Origin of the sequence: Streptomyces avidinii (genome assembly GCF_014650695.1) — a bacterium.
Taxonomy (GTDB): Bacteria; Actinomycetota; Actinomycetes; order Streptomycetales; family Streptomycetaceae; genus Streptomyces; species Streptomyces avidinii.
Genome location: NZ_BMVL01000003.1, coordinates 490,215 through 507,030, shown reverse-complemented (window position 1 = coordinate 507,030; position 16,816 = coordinate 490,215). Strand labels below are relative to the sequence as shown.

Genomic DNA, 16,816 nt, shown 5'->3' with positions numbered 1-16,816 from the left:
CGCCGCGATCGGCCCGGCCCGTGGCCGGGGAAAACGGCTGGCGGTAGGTCCGGTGCGCGGGGTAGGAAGGGGGCCATGAGCATCTCAGCGCCCCGGACCGGCTCCCGGATCCCTGCCGAGGGGCGGGCCTTCGTCCGCAGCACGCTCGACCTGGGCGATGTGCTGTTGCGCCCGTGGGGTCGGGAGGCCGCCGAGTCGGGCACGGTGCTGAACGACCTGGTCGCCGCCGCGGTGGACCCGCTGGTCGCCCTCTGGAACCCTTTCCCGGCAACCGACCGCAGCGAGGCCCTGGCCTGGCTGGACTCCCGCGAGCAGGGCTGGGACCGGGGCTCCGGGGCCTCCTTCGCCGTGCTGACCGCTACCGACGGCGTCCTGCTGGGCAGCGTCACCCTGCGCTGGGTCGACCGCGCGGACGGCCTCGCGATGATCGGCTACTGGATCCATCCGGCGGCGCGCGGGCGGGGCGTGGCGACCCGGGCCACGACGGCAGTCACCGACTGGGCCTTCCGGACGGCCGACGCCCGGCGGATCGAGATCGCCCACGCGGTCGGCAACGCGGCCTCCTGCCGGGTGGCCCACCGCTGCGGCTACCTTCCCGAAGGCACCCTGCGCGACTCTCATCGCTTCGGCGACGGGGCGTACCACGACGAGCACCTGCACGCCCGGCTGGCCACCGACCCGCAACCGGCCGTCACAGTGCACGAGAACATGCCCGGGTCCTGACCCGTCCGCTCGGCGTTACCGGGAGCCGTACCGTTCGAAGAGGGCCTGCAGGTATCCCTCCAGCCTCTCCGTCAGCACGCCTGCCGTCAGGTCCACGCGACCCAGTTCGCGCCAGGGGACGGCGACCTTCTCCGCGTCCGGGGCGAAGCCCAGCGCGTCCAGCAGCCGCCAGTGGAGATGGGCGGCGGGGTCCTCGGCCAGGGTTCCTCCTGCGGCGACGTAGCGGTCGGCGAAGGCCATGCCGGCGGATACGCCGTGCAGGAGGGCCAGGGCCGTCGAGCAGTGGGCCACGTCCAGGTCGGCCGGCCCCCAGGAGGTCTCCACCCAGTCGACGACGCCGCTGATCCGCAGGTCCGCGCCGGTGCCCGCGAAGAGGACGTTCCCGGGGTGGAAGTCCCGGTGCAGGAAACACCCCTGATGGGCCGGGGCATCGCGGCGGATGGCGTCGACCGCCCGCCTCCAGAGCTCGGGCCGCTCGGTGGCCGCGGGCGGGGTCACCCGCTCGGGAGAGGCCCAGGCCTGGTAGGTGCGGGGGCGTCGATGCGCGGGTACCGGCAGCCGGTGGATACCCAGGAGTTGCCGGGCCAGCAATTCGGCGCGGTCCTCGGCGCCCCGGTCGTCCAGGCGCACGGCGCCCGGAAGCAGGGACATCAGCAGGGAGGGGTGGTCGCAGTACTGCGCCGTCGCATCCACCGCCACGAGCGTGGCCGCGGGCACGTCCGTGTCGCCGAGCAGGCGCAGGATCGTCGCCTCCCGGGTCAGCAGGCCCTCCGCGTGCCGGAGGTAGAAGGGCTTGACGAAGGACCGCAGGACGAGTGAGCGCCGACCGCCGGGACCACCGTCGAGGTCCAGACGCCGCATCTGCGAGGTCCATCCACCGCGCAGCCGCACCGCCCTGTCGATGCGCTCCGCCCCGGGCAGCCCCTTCTCCACCCAGGATCGGGTGTCCCCCCAGCCCTCCTGGTCAAACCCTGCGCCCATGCCCGCGACCCCCTTCACCCGAACCTCTCCAGGCACACTAGCCGCCCTCCGGCGACCGCCATTCGGATGCCAGGTTGACGACGGGGGCGCCACCGGCGACCGTGACCGCCATGGGGAACGAACACCGGCTGCTCACGCTCGTCATCTGCCTGGTCCTGGGCGGCGGGCTGATCGCAGCGGTCCTGGGAGTGTCGCGGGCGGCCGGGCCGCACGCCGGGGCGGCGGCCGGGCGGCCCGCGTCGTCCGACTATGTCGACATACGTGACGTTCCGCGCGTCCCGGCCGCCGCACCCGCCCCGGGGCCCGAGGGGTCGGCCGGCACCATGGTGGTGGAGTGCGGCCGCAACGAACAGGGCCACTACAACGAGGACAACCTGGTGGTCTCGCCCGGCCTGCTGGGCGGCGCCCACCACACGCACGCCTACGTCGGGAACCTCTCCACGAACGCGCTGTCGACCGTGGCGTCCCTGGACGCCGCCGCCACGAGCTGCACGGGCGGCGACCGGTCCACGTACTACTGGCCCGTCCTGCGGCGCCCCGACCGCCCGGGCGGGCGCCCGCACGAGGGTTCGGCGGGGCACGGCAACGTCGGCGAGATCCTGCCGGAGGCCTCGGTCGTGGTGGAGTACCGCGGCAATCCGGTGAGCAAGGTCGTGCCGATGCCGCGCTTCCTGCGCGGCATCACGGGCGACGCCGTCGCGTACACGGCGGCCGACGAGGCCGACGTCCGGGCCCGCTGGGGGTGTTCGGGCTCCCCGGACCGGGCCACCACGCGCTACCCGCGCTGTCCCGCGGGCGACCGGGTGACCCGCACCCTGGTCTTCCCGAGCTGCTGGAACGGGCTCGACACCGTCGGCGCCACGCACCGTTCGCACCTGCGCTTCCCCGCCGCGAACGGGGTCTGCCCGAAGGACACCTTCCCGGTGCCCGAACTGCGCCTCTCCCTCGCCTACAACGTCCCCCCGGGGGTGAACGTGGCACTCGACTCCTTCCCGGAGCAGCGGCACAGCCCGAAGACCGATCACGCGATGTTCGTGAACGCGATGACCGACCGGCAGATGGCCGCGGTCGTCGGCTGCCTCAACCAGGGCCGCGCCTGCCGGACCTGAGTGACGCAGGTCACGTGAACCGGATGGGGCCCTGTGGCGTGTTCCGACCGCACCACATATGCGAGGAAGACGGAGAGGGTGAGATGGCCGGACCACTGTGGCCCCGCACTCGGCGGGGCTCGACCGATGAGGCACTGATCAAGTCGGTGTACGAGGAGCACGGCCACGCCCTGCTCGCGTACGCCACCCGGCTCACCGGAGACCGGGCCGCCGCCGAAGACGTCGTCCAGGAGACGCTCATCCGGGCCTGGCGGCACTCCGAGGTGCTGGTCAACGGAAAGGGCTCGGTGCGCGGCTGGCTGCTCACGGTGGCCCGCAACATCATCACCGACCGCTACCGGGCCAAGGCCGCCCGGCCCGCGGAGGTATCCGGAGCCTCGTCCGCTCCCCCGGTGGAGGCGGACCACGCCGATTCGGTGGTGGACAGCATGACGGTCCTGGGGGCCCTCGACCAGCTGTCGCCGGAACACCGCGACGTACTGAAGGAGTTGTACTACCGGCAGCTCAGCGTCGCCGAGGCGGCCGACAGCCTCGGCATCCCGGCGGGCACGGTCAAATCGCGTTCGCACTACGCCCTCAAGGCGCTGCGCGACGTCTTCAAGAGCGACGGCTTCAGGGACATCGGTTCCAGAGAAGGAAAACGATCGGGCAGGCCGCCCCAGCAGCCCGCCGGACTGCGTGAGGTGGTGGCATGAACCGGCAGCGGCACGAGGAGGAACTGCTCGGCCCCTACGTACTCGGCGTCCTGGACGCCGAGGAGATCCGCCGGATCGAGGAACACACGAGCGGGTGCGTGCAGTGCCGGGAGGAGGTGGCCGCGTTGCGCGAGATGGAGGCGGCACTGGGGGAGGTGCCCGACGAGGCGTTCCTCGACGGTCCTCCGCAGGGCGGGGACCTGCTGCTCCAGCGCACCCTGCGGCAGATGCGCGGTGAGCGGGCGGGCGACCGACGCCGGCGCGCGGGACTGACGGGGCTGGCCGTGGCGGCCTCGCTGGCCGCCGTGTTCTGGGCCGGCACCCAGCTGGGTACGGGTGATTCGGGGGCCGTCGCACTGCCGGTGCCGCCCTCCCCGACGGCCACGGCGGACCCTTCGCCGCCGCCCGCCGGGACCAAGGTGCTCTCCGCGACCGACAAGGTCACGGGTGCGCGGATGACCGTGCAGATGACGCCCGCCACCAAGTGGGTGCGGGTGCACGCGGCGGTCACCGGCGTGCCGCCGGGCGAGCGGTGCCGGCTGGTCGTTCTCTCCAAGAACGGTACGCGCACCACCGCCGCCGGCTGGGTCACGGGCAGCCAGAACGGCGAGGCCAAGGGCGCGGCACTGGACGGATCGGCGGCCGTGGACCCTGCGGACGTCAGGGCGATCCTGGTCGAGAACGAGGCGGGCAGGACGTTCGTGTCCGTACCGGTGCCCGCCTGACCGGAACCGGTCCGACCGGAACGTGACGGAGCCCGGGAGCATATCCAGCTCCCGGGCTCCTGCTTGCCACCCAATTGCGCACACCGGCACGTTTAAGAGTCGCGGATCATTCTTAGATCGACGTGTTCTGCCTTTGAACTACCGCGCCACGAGAAGAGGCGCAGAGGGGACTTGAACCCCCATCCATCGATGATCGTCCACGCTCGGTCGATCCGGCGTTCGGCGGCGAATACTGAGACTGGAGCGAGAATCTGAGATTGAGGGGCCGCCTCTACCGGCTTGGGCCACCCCGGCACGTAATGCCGGGGGAGGGATTCGAACCCCCAACTGACACCCCTGTTCAGCTTCAACATCAGTTTCAGCTTGCGCTCTCGCGCACCCCCTGCAGACATGCAGAGGGAGTCTTCGGGGCTACCTGAACAGGTAGCCGAACACCGCGTCGCCGACCCGCTGGTCGGTGACCTCGGCGCTGTTGGCCTCCTCGCGGGCGAACTTCACGGCCTGCTGCAGCTTCTCCACGCGGTCGAGCAGCTCGTTGACCCGCCGGGCGGGGAGCGCACCGGAGAACTTCACGGTCGTCCAGTAGCCGACCGGAACGTCCTCGTAGTACACCTCGACCTGCGCCGGGTGCTTCTCGGTGGCCTCGGCCTTCACGTGGTTGCGCGGCACCTTCTTGGTGCGGATGGTGCGCACCGGGTCCGTCTTCCAGGAGTCCGTGGACGGGTCCAGGTTCCAGGACTCGGAGGCGTCCAGCACCGGCAGCTTCCGTACGAAGGTGTGCATGTCCGTGAGCTGCTTCTCGAGGAAGAGCAGGTACGGCACGGGCACCTGCGCCAGCAGGACCGTCCCCTCCACGACGACATCGGCGGCCGCGGTTCGGTTGGCCCAGTCCTTGGTCGCCGTGACGTCGAACAGCCGCGTGAGGGTTCCGGCCGTCGCCCGCAGCACGTCCTCGGCCTTGATCTGTACCCGGGTGGACTCGGGCGGCAGTTGCTCGCCCTCCTCGTCCTTGGGCTGGTAGGTCCGGGAGATGCCGGCCAGCAGGGCGGGCTTCTGGACGTCGTGGTGAGCCTGCGTGAGCTCCTGGAGGGACTTGGACTTGACGCCCTTTTCCACTGCGATGATCTGATTCAGCTTCGGCACGCGGTCAACGTAGCAGCCGATTGTCTGATGATTCATCGGATTTTCCGGCACCTGCGCTCGGCCTCGGTAGTGTCACGGGGCATGAGTGTCGCTCTTGAAGGCTGGTGGAGCTGTGGTTGAGCTGCGCGCGTTCACCCTCGCGGACGCCGCTGTGATCAGGCCGTGGACATCCGGGCCGGTCGAGCTGTTGACGTGGGCCGGCCCCGGTTTCACCTGACCGTTGGACGATCCGCAACTCACCGCCGATGCGGTGGATCCGGGGCTCCGAACCCGGATGGGAGTCGGTCCGGACCGCTCCGCGGGCGCCCGGCTCAGTGGTCGGGTCGGCGACACCCCCTCGACCGGGGCCGGTGAGGAGGGGCCTCTTCCGTCCGGGCCGAAGCCCGTTCGCGTCCGCAGGCCCGGGCACCCGCTCCCCACCCACACACGGACCGATCATCACATTGCGGTCCATGACATCCTGTGACGTCACAACTCGCCGGACGGTATCGGCGGACGTCCGGGGAATATGGGGAAGGTCCATGAGGCTCTGCTTCCTGGTGGAGGAGCACTACCGCCACGACGGCATGCCGAACGAGGTGATCGGGCAGCTGACCGCGTGGGGCCACCAGGTGGACGTGGTGCGGCCCGGTGGCTCGTTGCTGCGCATGACCGAGGTGGTGGACGCGGGTGCGCACGACGCCTGGGTGCTCAAGACGGTGTCCGGCGGTCCGGGTCTGACGCTGCTGGAGGCGGCGGCCGCGGCCGGGATGACCACCGTCAATGACGCCCGGTCGATCCGGGGCGTACGGGACAAGGCGCTGGCCGCCGCCATCGGGCGCGGCCGGGGGCTCCCGCTGCCGCCGACGTACGCGGTGGCCCTCCCCGAGCTGCTCCGGGAGATCCCGGCGGCGGAGTACCCGCTCGTCGTCAAGCCCGCCGACGGCAGCTCCGGGCGGGCCGTGCACCTGGTGCAGTCGCCCGAGCGGCTGGAGTCCCTGTTGCCCGTGCTCGCGGGCGAGGGCCTGCTCATCGCCCAGCCCTACGTCCCCAATTCGGGTACGGACATCAAGGTGTACGGGGTCGGCGGGGAGCTGTTCGCGACCGAGCGGTGCTCCCCGCTGCACCCGGACCCCTCGGTGCGGGAGCGCCGCGTGCCGCTGTCGGCCGAGGTGGCGGCGATCGCCGCCCAGGTGGGGACGGTGTACGGGCTGGACCTGTACGGCGTGGACGTGCTGCTGGGCCCGGACGGACCGGTGGTCGTCGACGTGAACGACTTCCCCAGCTTCCGTCAGGTGCCGGACGCGGCGGCGCGGGTGGCCCGTGCGGTCCTGGGGTTGGCGCGGGCCGGCGGTTCGGCGCAGCCGCCGGCGGCCACGACCGCGACGGTGCCCTCGCCCGCTCCGCCGCCGTACGCGGCACTGCCCCTGTCGATCCCGGCGCAGGTCTCGGCCGTGGGGGGCGACGGCGCGTGAGGATCGGCCTGATCACCCCGGAGCCCGGGCATCCGCTGCTGGCGGACACCACGGCGCTGCTCGCCCCGGAGCACACGGTCGAAGCCGTCGACCCGGCCGCGCCCGGGGCGGTGCCGCTGCCGCTCGCCGCGGTGTACCTGCTGAAGTCGCGGACACCGCAGGCGCTGGAGCTCGCGCGGGACCTGGAGCGGCGCGGGGCGGCCGTGGTGAACTCCGCCGCGGCCACCGAGCTGTGCCAGGACCGTACGGAGATGGCGGAGCTCGCGCTGCGGGCCGGCCTGCCCTTCGCCGCCACCCGCACCCCCGGGTCCCTCTCGGCGTGGGCGGCCGGAGCCCGGCTCGACGGGCCCGTGGTCGTCAAGAGCCGGCGCAGCCGCCGGGGCGACCTGGTGGCCCGCGTCGACGACATGACGCGCCTGCGGGAACTGGCGCGGGATTGGCCGCACGAGCCGGTGGTGGTGCAGGAGTACGCGCCCAACAGCGGCTGGGACCACAAACTGTGGGCGATAGGGGACAAGGTCTTCTCGGCCCTGCGCCGCTCCGAGCTCTCCCCCGGGGGCCGCGGCCCGACCCGGTCCCTGGCCGTGGCCGAGCTGCCCTCCGGATGGGCCGGTCTGGTGCGCGAGGTGGGCGCGGTGTTCGCACTGGACATCTACGGTGTGGACATCATCGACACCGGGGGTGGAACACCGCTGATCGTGGACGTCAACGCCTTCCCCGGAATCCGGGGCCAGGCCGGCGCCCCCGAGGCCCTCGCGGCGCTCGCGCTGCGCCGTGCAGGTCCGGACGGGGGAATGCGCGGGGCGTGAGAGCGGCGGCCCGGTGTCGCGGCGCGGACGCGGGGCGGGCCCCGTGAGGATCGGGGCATGGGCGTCGTCCTGCCGGTCCTCTTCGCGTTGTTCGCGGCGTTCAGCAACGCGCTCGCCACGGTGCTCCAGAGACGGGCCGCGCTCACCGTGCCGCAGAGCGACGGCTTCCGCTTCGGGCTGGTGCTCGATCTGCTGCGGCGCCCGCTGTGGATCGGCGGCATCCTGGCCGTCATCGCGGCCGGGGTCGGGCAGGCCGTGGCCCTGGCAACGGGCGCGCTGGCCCTCGTACAGCCGCTGTTCGTGCTGGAGCTGCCGCTCGCGCTGCTGATCGCCTCGCTGGTGACGCGGCAGCGGCTGCCGGGGGCGCTGTGGCTGGCCGTGGCGGGGGTGGTGGCGGGGCTCGGGATCGCCCTGGTGGCCGCCTCGCCCGCGGGCAACCGTACAGACGTGCCGGCCGAGCGGTGGGTGGTGGCGCTGGCCGCCTGCGCGGTGGTCGTCGCCCTGCTCGCCTTCGCAGGTCTGCGCCGTGCGCCCGGCCGCTCACGGGCCGTCTGCCTCGGGGCCGCCACGGCCGTCTGCTACGCGCTGACGGCCGCCCTGATGAAGTCGGCGGTGCACGTCCTCGACGACAGCGGCTTCGTCGCCTTCCTGACCACCTGGGAGACGTACGCCTTCGGGGCGAGCGGCATCTGCGCCCTGCTGCTGCTGGAACACGCCATGCAGGGCGGGCCGCTGGTCGCCTCGCAGCCCGCGCTGACGCTCGGCGACGCGAGCATCAGCATCGCGCTGGGTGTGATCCTCTACGAGGAACACCTGCGGTCGGGCTGGTGGCTGTTCCCCCAGCTGCTGGGCATGGCCCTGATCTGCGCCGGAGTACTGGCCCTCGCGCGGGCCGGGGACGGCGCGCCCTGACCCCGGGTAGCGTGCCGGTCAGTCGAGCGGAGGGTGGGAACCGTGCGGGCGGTGGTCTTCGAACGGTACGGCGAGCGGGCCGAGGTCAGGGAGGTGGCGGAGCCGGCTCCGCCGGTGGGCGGAGTGGTGGTGCGGGTGGAGGCCACCGGGCTGTGCCGCAGCGACTGGCACGGCTGGATGGGGCACGACCCCGACATCGTGCTGCCGCACGTCCCCGGGCACGAACTCGCGGGCGTGGTCGAGGCCGTCGGGGCCGGTGTCGCGAACTGGCGGGTCGGTGACCGGGTCACGGCGCCGTTCGTGTGCGCCTGCGGCAGCTGCGCCGACTGCGCGGCCGGCGACCACCAGGTGTGCGCCCGGCAGACCCAGCCCGGATTCACGCACTGGGGGTCCTTCGCCGAGTACGTGGCCCTGGACCACGCCGACGTGAACCTGGTGGCCGTGCCCGAGGAGCTCTCGTACGCGACGGCGGCCGGTCTCGGCTGCCGCTTCGCGACGGCGTTCCGGGCGGTGGTGGCGCGGGGCAGGGCGGTGGCGGGCGAATGGGTGTCCGTGTACGGCTGCGGTGGGGTGGGGCTGTCCGCCGTGATGATCGCGGCGGCGGCCGGGGCCCGGGTGGTCGCCGTGGACACGGCGCCCGAAGCACTCGAACTGGCGCGGAAGTTCGGCGCGGTGCACGGCGTGGACGCCCGGGACGGCGCCGACACCGCCCGGGCCGTGCGGGAGTTGACCGGCGGGGGCGCGCACCTCTCGCTCGACGCACTGGGGTCACCGGCGACGGCGGCGGCCTCGGTGGCCGGGCTGCGCCGGCGGGGGCGGCACGTGCAGGTGGGGCTGCTGCCGGCGGCGGCCGGCGCGGCGGCCTGGCCGATGGACCGGGTGATCGGCTGGGAGCTGGAGATCCTCGGGAGCCACGGGATGGCGGCGCACGCGTACCCACCCATGATGGAACTGGTGCGGGGCGGCGTGCTGCGGCCGGACCTGCTGGTCACCTCGACCATCCCGCTCGACGCCGCCCCGGCGGCGCTGGCCGCGATGGGCACCTCGCCGGGGCGCGGGGTCACGGTCATCCTGCCGGGAGCGGCCACGCGCGGTTGAGCTACGATCGCCCGACCCGAATGGACGGGCTGTGCGGGAAGGGCGGTCGGGCGGTGGGCATGCGTTCCGGAAACCGAGTGGCGGGCGCCGTGACCGCGGCGCTGGCGGGCGCCCTGATGCTGGTCGGCTGCTCCGGCGGCGCGGACGGACCGGACGCCGGGAAGCCGGGCGCTCCGGCCCCGGCCTCCACCCCGGCGACCGCCCCGCCGGCTCCCTCCCCCTCGGAGCCGGCGACCGCGCTGCCGTCCGCCCCGGAAGGGGCGCCGACCACGGAGCCGAGGCCTTCGGCCACCGGCGGACCGGCGCCGGGGCGGAGCCCTGCGGGCCCGTCGGAGATTCCGCAGAACCCGAACCGGGGCCCCAACCCGCCGCCGGCGAGCTGGAAGCCGACGCCCTTCGACCCGAAGGACCCGTCGATCCCGAACTACACGGTGCCGCCGCCCATGCGGTAGCCGCCGCCGTCCCGCAGCTGCCCGGGCAGGGGTGTCCGTGCGTACGCGCCCGACAGCAGGTGGCCCGCGCCCGGGGCCACCGCGTCCAGGTCCAGGGCACGGAGCATCTGGTGGGCGGTGCAGACCGCCGCCGACACCACCGGCTTGCCGAGGAGTTGCTCTGCCTCCTCGATGGCGCCCAGGGAGGGCATCTGCACGCAGGCCGAGAGCACGACCGCGTCCGCGTCGGCGTAGTCCAGGGCCCGCGCGAGGCCCGGCAGCCGGGCCGGGTCGTGGGCGGCGACGTCGAGGTTGTCGGGGATCTCGAGGGCCTGGTGGTCGAGGACCTCGATGCCCTCGTGGGTGAGGTAGTCCACGACGGTCCGGGTGAGCGGGCGCATGTAGGGGGCCAGCAGCACGATCTTCCTGGCGCCGATGGTGTGCAGCCCGTGGACGAGGGCGCCGGCGCTGGTGACGACGGGGGCGGGCGCGCCGTTCTCGGCGGTCCGGGTGTGCAGCCGTTGCTCCGAGGTGCGGTGGTAGCCGAGGCCCATGCTCATGATGGCGACCAGGCAGGCGTAGCCCAGGACGTCGACCCGGGCGTCGGAGAGCTCCACCGCGCAGCGGTCGGAGTCGGCGTCCATGGCCTTGAGCTGTTCCGGGGTCACGTGGGTCATGCGCATCCGGCTGGAGTGGAAGGTGAAGCGCTCGTCGGGCACGACGGCCCGGCGGGCCCGGAGGACCGCCGGGACCTCGGTCTCCATGGTGACGTTGGAGCTCGGCACGATCTGGCCGATGCGGTAGGTGCGGGGTGACACGGGTACTCCTCTTTGCCGGTGCGGGGTCAGCGGGCGTCGACGACGGGGTTGCTCAGGGTGCCGATGCCTTCGACCGTGGCTTCGACGGTGTCACCGGGGCGCAGGAACTCGGGCGGGACCATGCCGGCGCCGACGCCCGACGGTGATCCCGTCGCGATCACGTCCCCGGGTTCCAGGGTCATGCCGGAGCTGATGTCGGCGATGAGGCGGGCGATGGGGAAGAGCATGTGCCGGGTGTTCGACTTCTGCTTGGTGATGCCGTTGACGCGCAGCGAGAGGTCGAGGGCCATCGGGTCGCGGATCGCGTCGCGGGTCACGACCACCGGGCCGAAGGGGGCGTAGGAGTCCTGGCCCTTGGAGAAGAACCACTGGCCGGAGCGGCGCTGGTCGCGGGCGCTGATGTCGTTGACGATGCTGAAGCCGAAGACGTGCTCGTACGCCTCCTCCTCGCTCACCCGGAAGGCGGTGCGGCCGATGACGACGGCGAGCTCGCACTCCCAGTCCAGCTGGGTGGTCAGGTCGGCGTTGTGCAGGATCGGCGCTCCGGGGCCGGTGACGGCGGTGGCGGGCTTGCCGAAGAGGACCGGGCGCGGCGGCAGGTCCTTGTCGGTGTCGAGGCTGCGGCTGGACTCCTCGACGTGCTCGATGTAGTTGAGGCCGACTCCGATGATCTTGCCCGGGCGCAGGGGTGCGCACAGGGTCACGGCATCGAGGCGGTGGACGGCCTCGGCCGGGCGGCCGGCGGGGTCCGCGGCGAGCAGGCTCCGGGCCGCCTCCAGGGCGGCGGGACCGGCCTGGACGAACGACAGCAGGTCGTGCGGGAGTCGTACGCCGGCGCGGTCGGCGAGGACCGCGAGGTCGAGGACGAGGCCGTCGGTCTCGACGCCGAGGCGTTCGGTGGTGTCGTCGGGGCTGTGGGTGAAGGTCAGCAGGCGCATGCGGGGGCTCCTCGTGGGTCAGGCGGCGGTGACGGGCTGGTGGCCGCCGTTGTCGGGGTACGCCTCTTCCCGGTGGAATCCGAGCGAGCGCATGACGGGGAAGTCGTTGAAGGAGAAGAGGCAGGCGTCCTCGGCCGGGTCGAGGTTGTGGTGCTCGTGCCAGGCCCAGGAGGGGACGCAGAAGATGTCGCCCTGCTGCCACTCGAAGCGCCGGCCGGCGATCACCGAGACCCCGCGGCCCTTTGCCGCCGTGTAGATCACCGAGCCGGTGTGGCGGTGCGCGAGGGTGGCCTGGCCGGGGCGCAGCAGCTGCATGTGGGCGCCCATGGTGGGCATGACGGAGCCGCCCGTCACCGGGTTGGTGTACTCCGCGATGATCCCGTCGTACGGGGAGCCCTCGGTCGCCTTCGCGAGGCCGCGCAGGGCCTCGTACGTGGGCTCCCAGGGGTAGGCGAGCAGCGGCGAGTACGGCCGGGTCCACTTGTCCGCGCCGTACGGCAGGAGGTTCGCCGCGTAGGTCAGTACCGAGGAGTTGATGACCTTTCCGGGGGTCTGGTACAGCTCGGGATGGACCTCGTAGAACCCGGCGTCCAGGGCATTGACCAGGGGGATGTCGAGTCCGTCCTGCCAGATGACGGGGGCGTCGTCGGCGTCGTTGCCGTGCTCGTGCCAGGTCCCGTTGGGGGTAATCGCGAAGTCGCGCGGGCCGACCTTCAGCTTCTGGCCGTCGACGATCGTCCAGGCTCCGGTGCCCTCGTGGACGAAGCGCAGGGCAGCGGCCTGGTGGCGGTGGGCGGTCATGGCCTCGCCGGGGCCCATGATCTGGAGTCCGGTGTAGAGGAGTCCGGCGGCGGCGCTGACCTCCCTTCGGCCCGGGTTGACGAGCATGACGACCCGGCGGCCGGCATCGTCGCCGGCGACGAGACCGAGGGCCTTGTGGACCAGGGGGCGCAGGTCGGCGTAGCGCCACAGCACGGGTACGGACCGCGGCTGCGGGTACCAGGGTTCGATGTCGTTGGCGACGGTCCACAGCGCGCCCGCGTCGAGCGTGGCGAGTTCCTCGTAGTAGCGGGTGAGTTCCGGGGTGTCGGACACGCGGGCGCGGCCGAGCATGGTGTCGTCCTGCTCGATGGTCATACGTCCTCCTCGGAAGGGTCGGGGGTGGCGGGAGCGATCGGCGCCGCGCCGGACGCGGTGGGCGCGGTGGGCGCGGTGAAGGTGACCGGCGTACGGGGGCGGTTGTCCACTTCGAGGCGGAAGACGTCGAAGCGGTTGTAGTGGCCGACGATGTCGTGCATCTGCTTGGGCTGGATGCACCGGGCGAGGTCGATCTCGCCGTAGACGATGCCCTCCTCGTCGACGAGGGGTTCGGTGACCGGGCGGCCGTCGGGGCCGAAGATCCCGGACAGGGCGCTGCGGGGGCGGGTGAACCGTTTCCGTAGTTCCTCGTCGTCCCCGGCGAGGGCGTCCACGATCTCCGGGGAGATCGTGGAGCAGGCCACGACGGAGAACACCTTGCCCTCGAAGCTGTGGGCGGCGGTACGGACGGCGATCGCGTCGGCCATGTCGTAGTCGGCGGGGGCCACGGGCAGGGCGATGTAGCAGGAGGCGTGGACGAGTTCACCCTGCGCGAGGAGGGCGAAGCGGGCCAGGGTGTTGGTGTTCTCGCCGCAGGCCAGCGCGCCCAGCGGGCCGACGGGGGTGTCGTGGACGACGAGGGAGCTGCCGTCGCCGCCGGTCCACGTGAGCTTCTCGGCCCAGGTCGGCACCAGCTTGCGGTGCACACCGAGGAGTTCGCCGTCGGGGCCGATGGTGAGCAGGGTGTTGTAGAGGACGCCGAGGCTGTGCGGGGCGCGCTCGTTGACCCCGATGACGAGGACGACTCCGTGCCGGCGGGCCGCCGCGCGCAGCCGGTCGACGTGCGGGCCGGGGATGTCGACGGAGGCGCGCTGGAGCCGCTCGAACCAGGGGGAGCCCTGGACCGGGTTCATCGTCCAGTTCCAGTAGGGGTAACCGGGGACGAACACCTCGGGGAAGACGACCAGTTCGGCGCCGCCCGCCGCGGCCTCCGCGATCAGGGCCACGGCCTTGTCGACGGTTGCGGCGGGGTCGAGGTAGACGGGCGAGGCCTGGACGGCCGCCGCCGTGAAGCGGGGCAGGTGATCCCTGTCCATGTGCGTGGGCACCTCCGGCTTATCGGTGGGCGGGTACCGCTGCGCGGGGCAGCCAGCGGCGGTGGACGGATTCGGCGGGCTGCCGCAGGAGTTCGAGGCGCGGCGGGATCCGGTCGGTGCGGGCGGACGGGGGCCGCCCGCTGCCCGCCCGCCAGGCGCGCGCCCAGGGCGCGGCCGGGCCCTGGTAGCCCTGGGCGGCCGCGGCGTGCAGGGTCCACAGGGGGTCGTGCAGCTGGGCGCGGCCGACGCCGCACAGGTCGGCCCGGCCGGCCAGGACGATCGAGTTCACGTCGTCGTACGTGGAGATCGCACCGACGGCGATGGTGGGGACCCCGGTGGCGTTGCGGATGAGGTCGGCGTAGGGGGTCTGGTAGCTGCGGCCGTAGCGGGGCCGCTCGTGGGCGACGACCTCGCCGGTGGAAACGTCGATGGCGTCGGCGCCCGCCTCGGCGAGCGCGCCCGCGATCCGGACCGCGTCGACCTCGGTGGTCCCGCCGTCGGCCCAGTCCGCGGCGGAGATCCGCACGAGCAGCGCCTTGCCGGCCGGCCACACCTCCCGTACGGCGCGCAGCACTTCGAGCGGCAGCCGGAGCCGGTCGTCCAGATCGCCGCCGTACTCGTCGGTGCGCAGGTTGGTCAGCGGGGACAGGAAGCCCGAGAGGAGGTGCCCGTGCCCGTACTGGAGTTCCAGCGCGTCGAAGCCGGCCCGGTCGGCCCGCCGGGCCGCGCTCACGAAGTCCCGTACCAGCGCGTCCATGTCGGCCCGGTCGGCCTCTCGCGGTACCGGGCTCCACTCGTCCCAGGGCAGTGCCGAGGCGGCGATCGGCCGGCCGTCGCGGGCGGCCGCGCGGCGACCGGCGTGCGTGAGCTGGATGCCGAGGCAGGTGTCGGACTGGCCGTGGACGAAGTCGGTGATGCGCCGCCAGGCCGCCTCCTGTTCGTCGTTCCACAGGCCGGGGCAGCCGGGGGTGGCCCGGCCGTCTGCGGTGACGGCCGTCATGCCGGCGAGGACCAGCCCCGCGCCGCCGATGGCCTGCGTGCTGAGGTGGACGAGGTCGAAGTCGCCGGGTATCCCTTCCCGCGCGGTGTGCAGGGCGGTGGGCGGTACGACGACCCGGTTGCGCAGCAGCAGTCCGCCGAGCGGGTACGGGCGGAACATCGGCGGCACGGTCGAGGAGCGGTTGACCGCGGTGGTGAACCCTTCGTCGCGCACGCGCAGGTTGTCGTAGGTGACGCGGCGGCTGCGCGTGAGGAGGTTGAAGGCGAACTGGTGCGGGTCCTGGTCCGTGTAGCGGTCGATGTGCTCGAACCACTCCAGGCTGGCCTGCGCGGCGCGCTGGGTGGACTCCACCACCGGCCTGCGCTCCTCCTCGTAGGCGGCGAGAGCGGACGGCACGTCGGGGTGCTCGTGCAGGCTGGCCGCGAGGACGAGGGCGTCCTCCATGGCGAGTTTGGTGCCGGAGCCGATGGAGAAGTGCGCGGTGTGGGCGGCGTCGCCGAGGAGGACGACGTTCTCGTGGCGCCAGGTGCGGTTGCGGACCGTGGTGAAGCGCAGCCACTTGGAGTTGTTGGGGATGAGCCGGTGCCCGTCGAGGTGGTCCGCGAGGAGTTCCTCGCAGTGCCGGATGCTGTCCTCGTCGCTGGTACCGGGAGGATGGTCGCGGTCGGCGAACTCCTCGAAGCCGGCGCGCCGCCACGCGTCCTCCGCCATCTCCACGATGAAGGTGGAGCGGGTGGCGTCGTAGGGGTAGGCGTGCACCTGGAGGGTGCCGAAGTCCTGCTCCTCGACGATGAAGGTGAAGGCTTCGAAGACCTTGTCGGTGCCGAGCCACATGTAGCGGCCGGAGCGCTCGTCCAGGTCGGTGCCGAAGGTGTCGGCGAAGGCGGCGCGGGTGGCCGACCGTACGCCGTCGCACGCGACCACCAGGTCGTACGTGGCGGCGAGTTCGGCCGCGGGCGGGGCCTGGGTGCGGTAGCGGACGTCCACCTCCAGGGCGGCGCAGCGCTGCTGGAGGATCCGCAGGAGGTGCTGCCGGCCGAGGGCGGCGAAGCCGTGGCCGCCCGAGGTCAGGGTGCTGCCCCGGTGGCGGACGTCGATGTCGGCCCAGCGGGCGAACTCGGCCGACATGGCCTGGTGGATCTCGCGGTCGGCCTGGGCGATGCCGTCGAGCGTCTCGTCGGAGAAGACGACCCCGAAGCCGAAGGTGTCGTCGGGGGCGTTGCGCTCCCAGACGGTGACCTCCCAGTGCGGGGAGAGCTGCTTGGTGAGGGCCGCGAAGTACAGTCCGCCGGGCCCTCCTCCTATGACTGCGACGCGCACGGCGTGCCTCCTGGTGATGGTGCGGTGGTGAGCAGTTCCGGTTGCTGGGGCCCCGCCGTGCCCAGCAGTTCCCTTACCTCTGCGGGCCAGGGGGTCGACCCGGTCGCGTGGGCGGCCGAGTGGGCGATGACCATGCGGCCGGTGGCCGCCTCGCCGCCCTGGGCGCCGCGTACGGTGAAGGCGTAGTGCAGCGAGGCGGTGCCGACCTTGGTGACCTTCAGTTCGGTGCGCACGGTCTCCCCGAACCAGAGCCGGGCCCGGTAGTCGGCCTCGAAGTGCACCCGGGGCGTGCTGCCGAACAGGTGCGACAGGCCCAGGCGGTGGAGCAGGACGGCCTCGGCCGCCTCGACCCAGCGCACCACGGTGGAGTGGTGGTAGTGACCGGCGGCGTCGGTGTCGGTCCACTCGACGCGGCGTTCGACGACGACACCGGTCGGCTCGGCGGGCGCGGGCGCGGGTACGGAGCCGGGTACGGGTACGGGTACG

The 16,816-nt window shown here is 72.9% G+C and carries 16 protein-coding genes and 1 pseudogene; 9 read left to right on the top strand and 8 right to left on the bottom strand.

All coding sequences use genetic code 11. The features are described 5' to 3' along the window. Positions 1 to 75: 75 nt before the first annotated feature. Positions 76 to 723 (top strand): GNAT family N-acetyltransferase, encoded by a 648-nt coding sequence (locus IE257_RS10375; RefSeq protein WP_189967014.1) that lies wholly within the window; start codon positions 76 to 78, stop codon positions 721 to 723. Positions 724 to 738: 15 nt separating this feature from the next. Here the strand turns inward: IE257_RS10375 and IE257_RS10370 are convergent, their stop codons facing one another. Continuing rightward, positions 739 to 1,704 (bottom strand): phosphotransferase family protein, encoded by a 966-nt coding sequence (locus IE257_RS10370; RefSeq protein WP_189967012.1) that lies wholly within the window; start codon positions 1,702 to 1,704, stop codon positions 739 to 741. A gap of 110 nt (positions 1,705 to 1,814) precedes the next feature. On the opposite strand from IE257_RS10370, the gene IE257_RS10365 reads away from it, so the two are divergent. The 3 genes from IE257_RS10365 (at position 1,815) to IE257_RS10355 (ending at position 4,233) form a co-directional block, all read left to right on the top strand. After that, a complete protein-coding gene (locus tag IE257_RS10365) occupies positions 1,815 to 2,813 on the top strand; it encodes a DUF1996 domain-containing protein (RefSeq protein WP_189967010.1) in 999 nt (332 codons plus the stop codon). 83 nt (positions 2,814 to 2,896) lie between these two features. Next, on the top strand, positions 2,897 to 3,508 hold the full coding sequence (locus IE257_RS10360) for a sigma-70 family RNA polymerase sigma factor (RefSeq protein WP_030384524.1): 612 nt from the start codon (positions 2,897 to 2,899) through the stop codon (positions 3,506 to 3,508). Continuing rightward, complete coding sequence (locus IE257_RS10355; RefSeq protein WP_189967008.1) at positions 3,505 to 4,233, top strand: anti-sigma factor; 729 nt, start codon at positions 3,505 to 3,507, stop codon at positions 4,231 to 4,233. The genes IE257_RS10360 and IE257_RS10355 overlap by 4 nt, the downstream gene beginning before the upstream one ends. A 411-nt stretch (positions 4,234 to 4,644) precedes the next feature. Here IE257_RS10355 and IE257_RS10350 read toward each other — a convergent pair whose 3' ends face one another. Beyond that, on the bottom strand, positions 4,645 to 5,376 hold the full coding sequence (locus IE257_RS10350; RefSeq protein ID WP_189967006.1) for a DUF7873 family protein: 732 nt from the start codon (positions 5,374 to 5,376) through the stop codon (positions 4,645 to 4,647). A gap of 521 nt (positions 5,377 to 5,897) precedes the next feature. Here IE257_RS10350 and IE257_RS10345 point away from each other — a divergent pair. Genes IE257_RS10345 through IE257_RS10325 form a run of 5 tightly spaced genes read left to right on the top strand, consistent with a single transcriptional unit; the run spans position 5,898 to position 10,101 of the window. Then, on the top strand, positions 5,898 to 6,830 hold the full coding sequence (locus IE257_RS10345; RefSeq protein WP_189967004.1) for an ATP-grasp domain-containing protein: 933 nt from the start codon (positions 5,898 to 5,900) through the stop codon (positions 6,828 to 6,830). Further along, positions 6,827 to 7,639 carry an ATP-grasp domain-containing protein gene (locus IE257_RS10340; RefSeq protein WP_189967002.1) on the top strand — a complete coding sequence of 271 codons (813 nt, stop codon included), beginning with the start codon at positions 6,827 to 6,829 and terminating at the stop codon, positions 7,637 to 7,639. The genes IE257_RS10345 and IE257_RS10340 overlap by 4 nt, the downstream gene beginning before the upstream one ends. 57 nt (positions 7,640 to 7,696) lie before the next feature. Next, entirely contained in the window at positions 7,697 to 8,551 is an 855-nt protein-coding gene (locus IE257_RS10335) for a DMT family transporter (protein ID WP_189967001.1), read from the top strand. Between the two features lie 42 nt (positions 8,552 to 8,593). Then, positions 8,594 to 9,649 carry a zinc-dependent alcohol dehydrogenase family protein gene (locus IE257_RS10330; RefSeq protein WP_189966999.1) on the top strand — a complete coding sequence of 352 codons (1,056 nt, stop codon included), beginning with the start codon at positions 8,594 to 8,596 and terminating at the stop codon, positions 9,647 to 9,649. Positions 9,650 to 9,708: 59 nt separating this feature from the next. Next, positions 9,709 to 10,101 (top strand): hypothetical protein, encoded by a 393-nt coding sequence (locus tag IE257_RS10325; protein WP_189966997.1) that lies wholly within the window; start codon positions 9,709 to 9,711, stop codon positions 10,099 to 10,101. On the opposite strand, the gene IE257_RS10320 is transcribed toward IE257_RS10325, so the two are convergent. The 6 genes and pseudogenes from IE257_RS10320 to IE257_RS38075 all read right to left on the bottom strand — a co-directional run. Beyond that, positions 10,074 to 10,844, bottom strand: a complete 771-nt coding sequence (locus IE257_RS10320; RefSeq protein WP_189967359.1) for a maleate cis-trans isomerase family protein — start codon at positions 10,842 to 10,844, stop codon at positions 10,074 to 10,076. The two genes, IE257_RS10325 and IE257_RS10320, sit on opposite strands and share 28 nt — an antisense overlap. 80 nt (positions 10,845 to 10,924) lie before the next feature. Next, on the bottom strand, positions 10,925 to 11,836 hold the full coding sequence (locus IE257_RS10315) for a fumarylacetoacetate hydrolase family protein (RefSeq protein WP_189966995.1): 912 nt from the start codon (positions 11,834 to 11,836) through the stop codon (positions 10,925 to 10,927). 18 nt (positions 11,837 to 11,854) lie between these two features. Next, complete coding sequence (locus IE257_RS10310; RefSeq protein WP_189966992.1) at positions 11,855 to 12,973, bottom strand: cupin domain-containing protein; 1,119 nt, start codon at positions 12,971 to 12,973, stop codon at positions 11,855 to 11,857. Further along, a complete protein-coding gene (locus IE257_RS10305) occupies positions 12,970 to 14,010 on the bottom strand; it encodes a carbon-nitrogen hydrolase family protein (RefSeq protein ID WP_189966990.1) in 1,041 nt (346 codons plus the stop codon). Before IE257_RS10305 ends, IE257_RS10310 begins: the two co-directional genes overlap by 4 nt. Before the next feature lie 19 nt (positions 14,011 to 14,029). Beyond that, entirely contained in the window at positions 14,030 to 16,330 is a 2,301-nt protein-coding gene (locus IE257_RS10300; protein ID WP_189966989.1) for an oxidoreductase, read from the bottom strand. Next, positions 16,312 to 16,701 (bottom strand): annotated as a pseudogene (locus tag IE257_RS38075) (acyl-CoA thioesterase); the annotation flags it as partial. The pseudogene IE257_RS38075 and the gene IE257_RS10300, both read right to left, overlap by 19 nt. Positions 16,702 to 16,816 lie beyond the last annotated feature (115 nt).

Coding starts and splice junctions, on each gene's coding strand:
- IE257_RS10375 (WP_189967014.1), top strand. CDS start 76: ATGAGCATCTCAGCGCCCCGGACCGGCTCCCGGATCCCTGCCGAGGGG.
- IE257_RS10370 (WP_189967012.1), bottom strand. CDS start 1,704: ATGGGCGCAGGGTTTGACCAGGAGGGCTGGGGGGACACCCGATCCTGG.
- IE257_RS10365 (WP_189967010.1), top strand. CDS start 1,815: ATGGGGAACGAACACCGGCTGCTCACGCTCGTCATCTGCCTGGTCCTG.
- IE257_RS10360 (WP_030384524.1), top strand. CDS start 2,897: ATGGCCGGACCACTGTGGCCCCGCACTCGGCGGGGCTCGACCGATGAG.
- IE257_RS10355 (WP_189967008.1), top strand. CDS start 3,505: ATGAACCGGCAGCGGCACGAGGAGGAACTGCTCGGCCCCTACGTACTC.
- IE257_RS10345 (WP_189967004.1), top strand. CDS start 5,898: ATGAGGCTCTGCTTCCTGGTGGAGGAGCACTACCGCCACGACGGCATG.
- IE257_RS10335 (WP_189967001.1), top strand. CDS start 7,697: ATGGGCGTCGTCCTGCCGGTCCTCTTCGCGTTGTTCGCGGCGTTCAGC.
- IE257_RS10325 (WP_189966997.1), top strand. CDS start 9,709: ATGCGTTCCGGAAACCGAGTGGCGGGCGCCGTGACCGCGGCGCTGGCG.
- IE257_RS10320 (WP_189967359.1), bottom strand. CDS start 10,844: ATGGAGACCGAGGTCCCGGCGGTCCTCCGGGCCCGCCGGGCCGTCGTG.
- IE257_RS10315 (WP_189966995.1), bottom strand. CDS start 11,836: ATGCGCCTGCTGACCTTCACCCACAGCCCCGACGACACCACCGAACGC.
- IE257_RS10310 (WP_189966992.1), bottom strand. CDS start 12,973: ATGACCATCGAGCAGGACGACACCATGCTCGGCCGCGCCCGCGTGTCC.
- IE257_RS10305 (WP_189966990.1), bottom strand. CDS start 14,010: ATGGACAGGGATCACCTGCCCCGCTTCACGGCGGCGGCCGTCCAGGCC.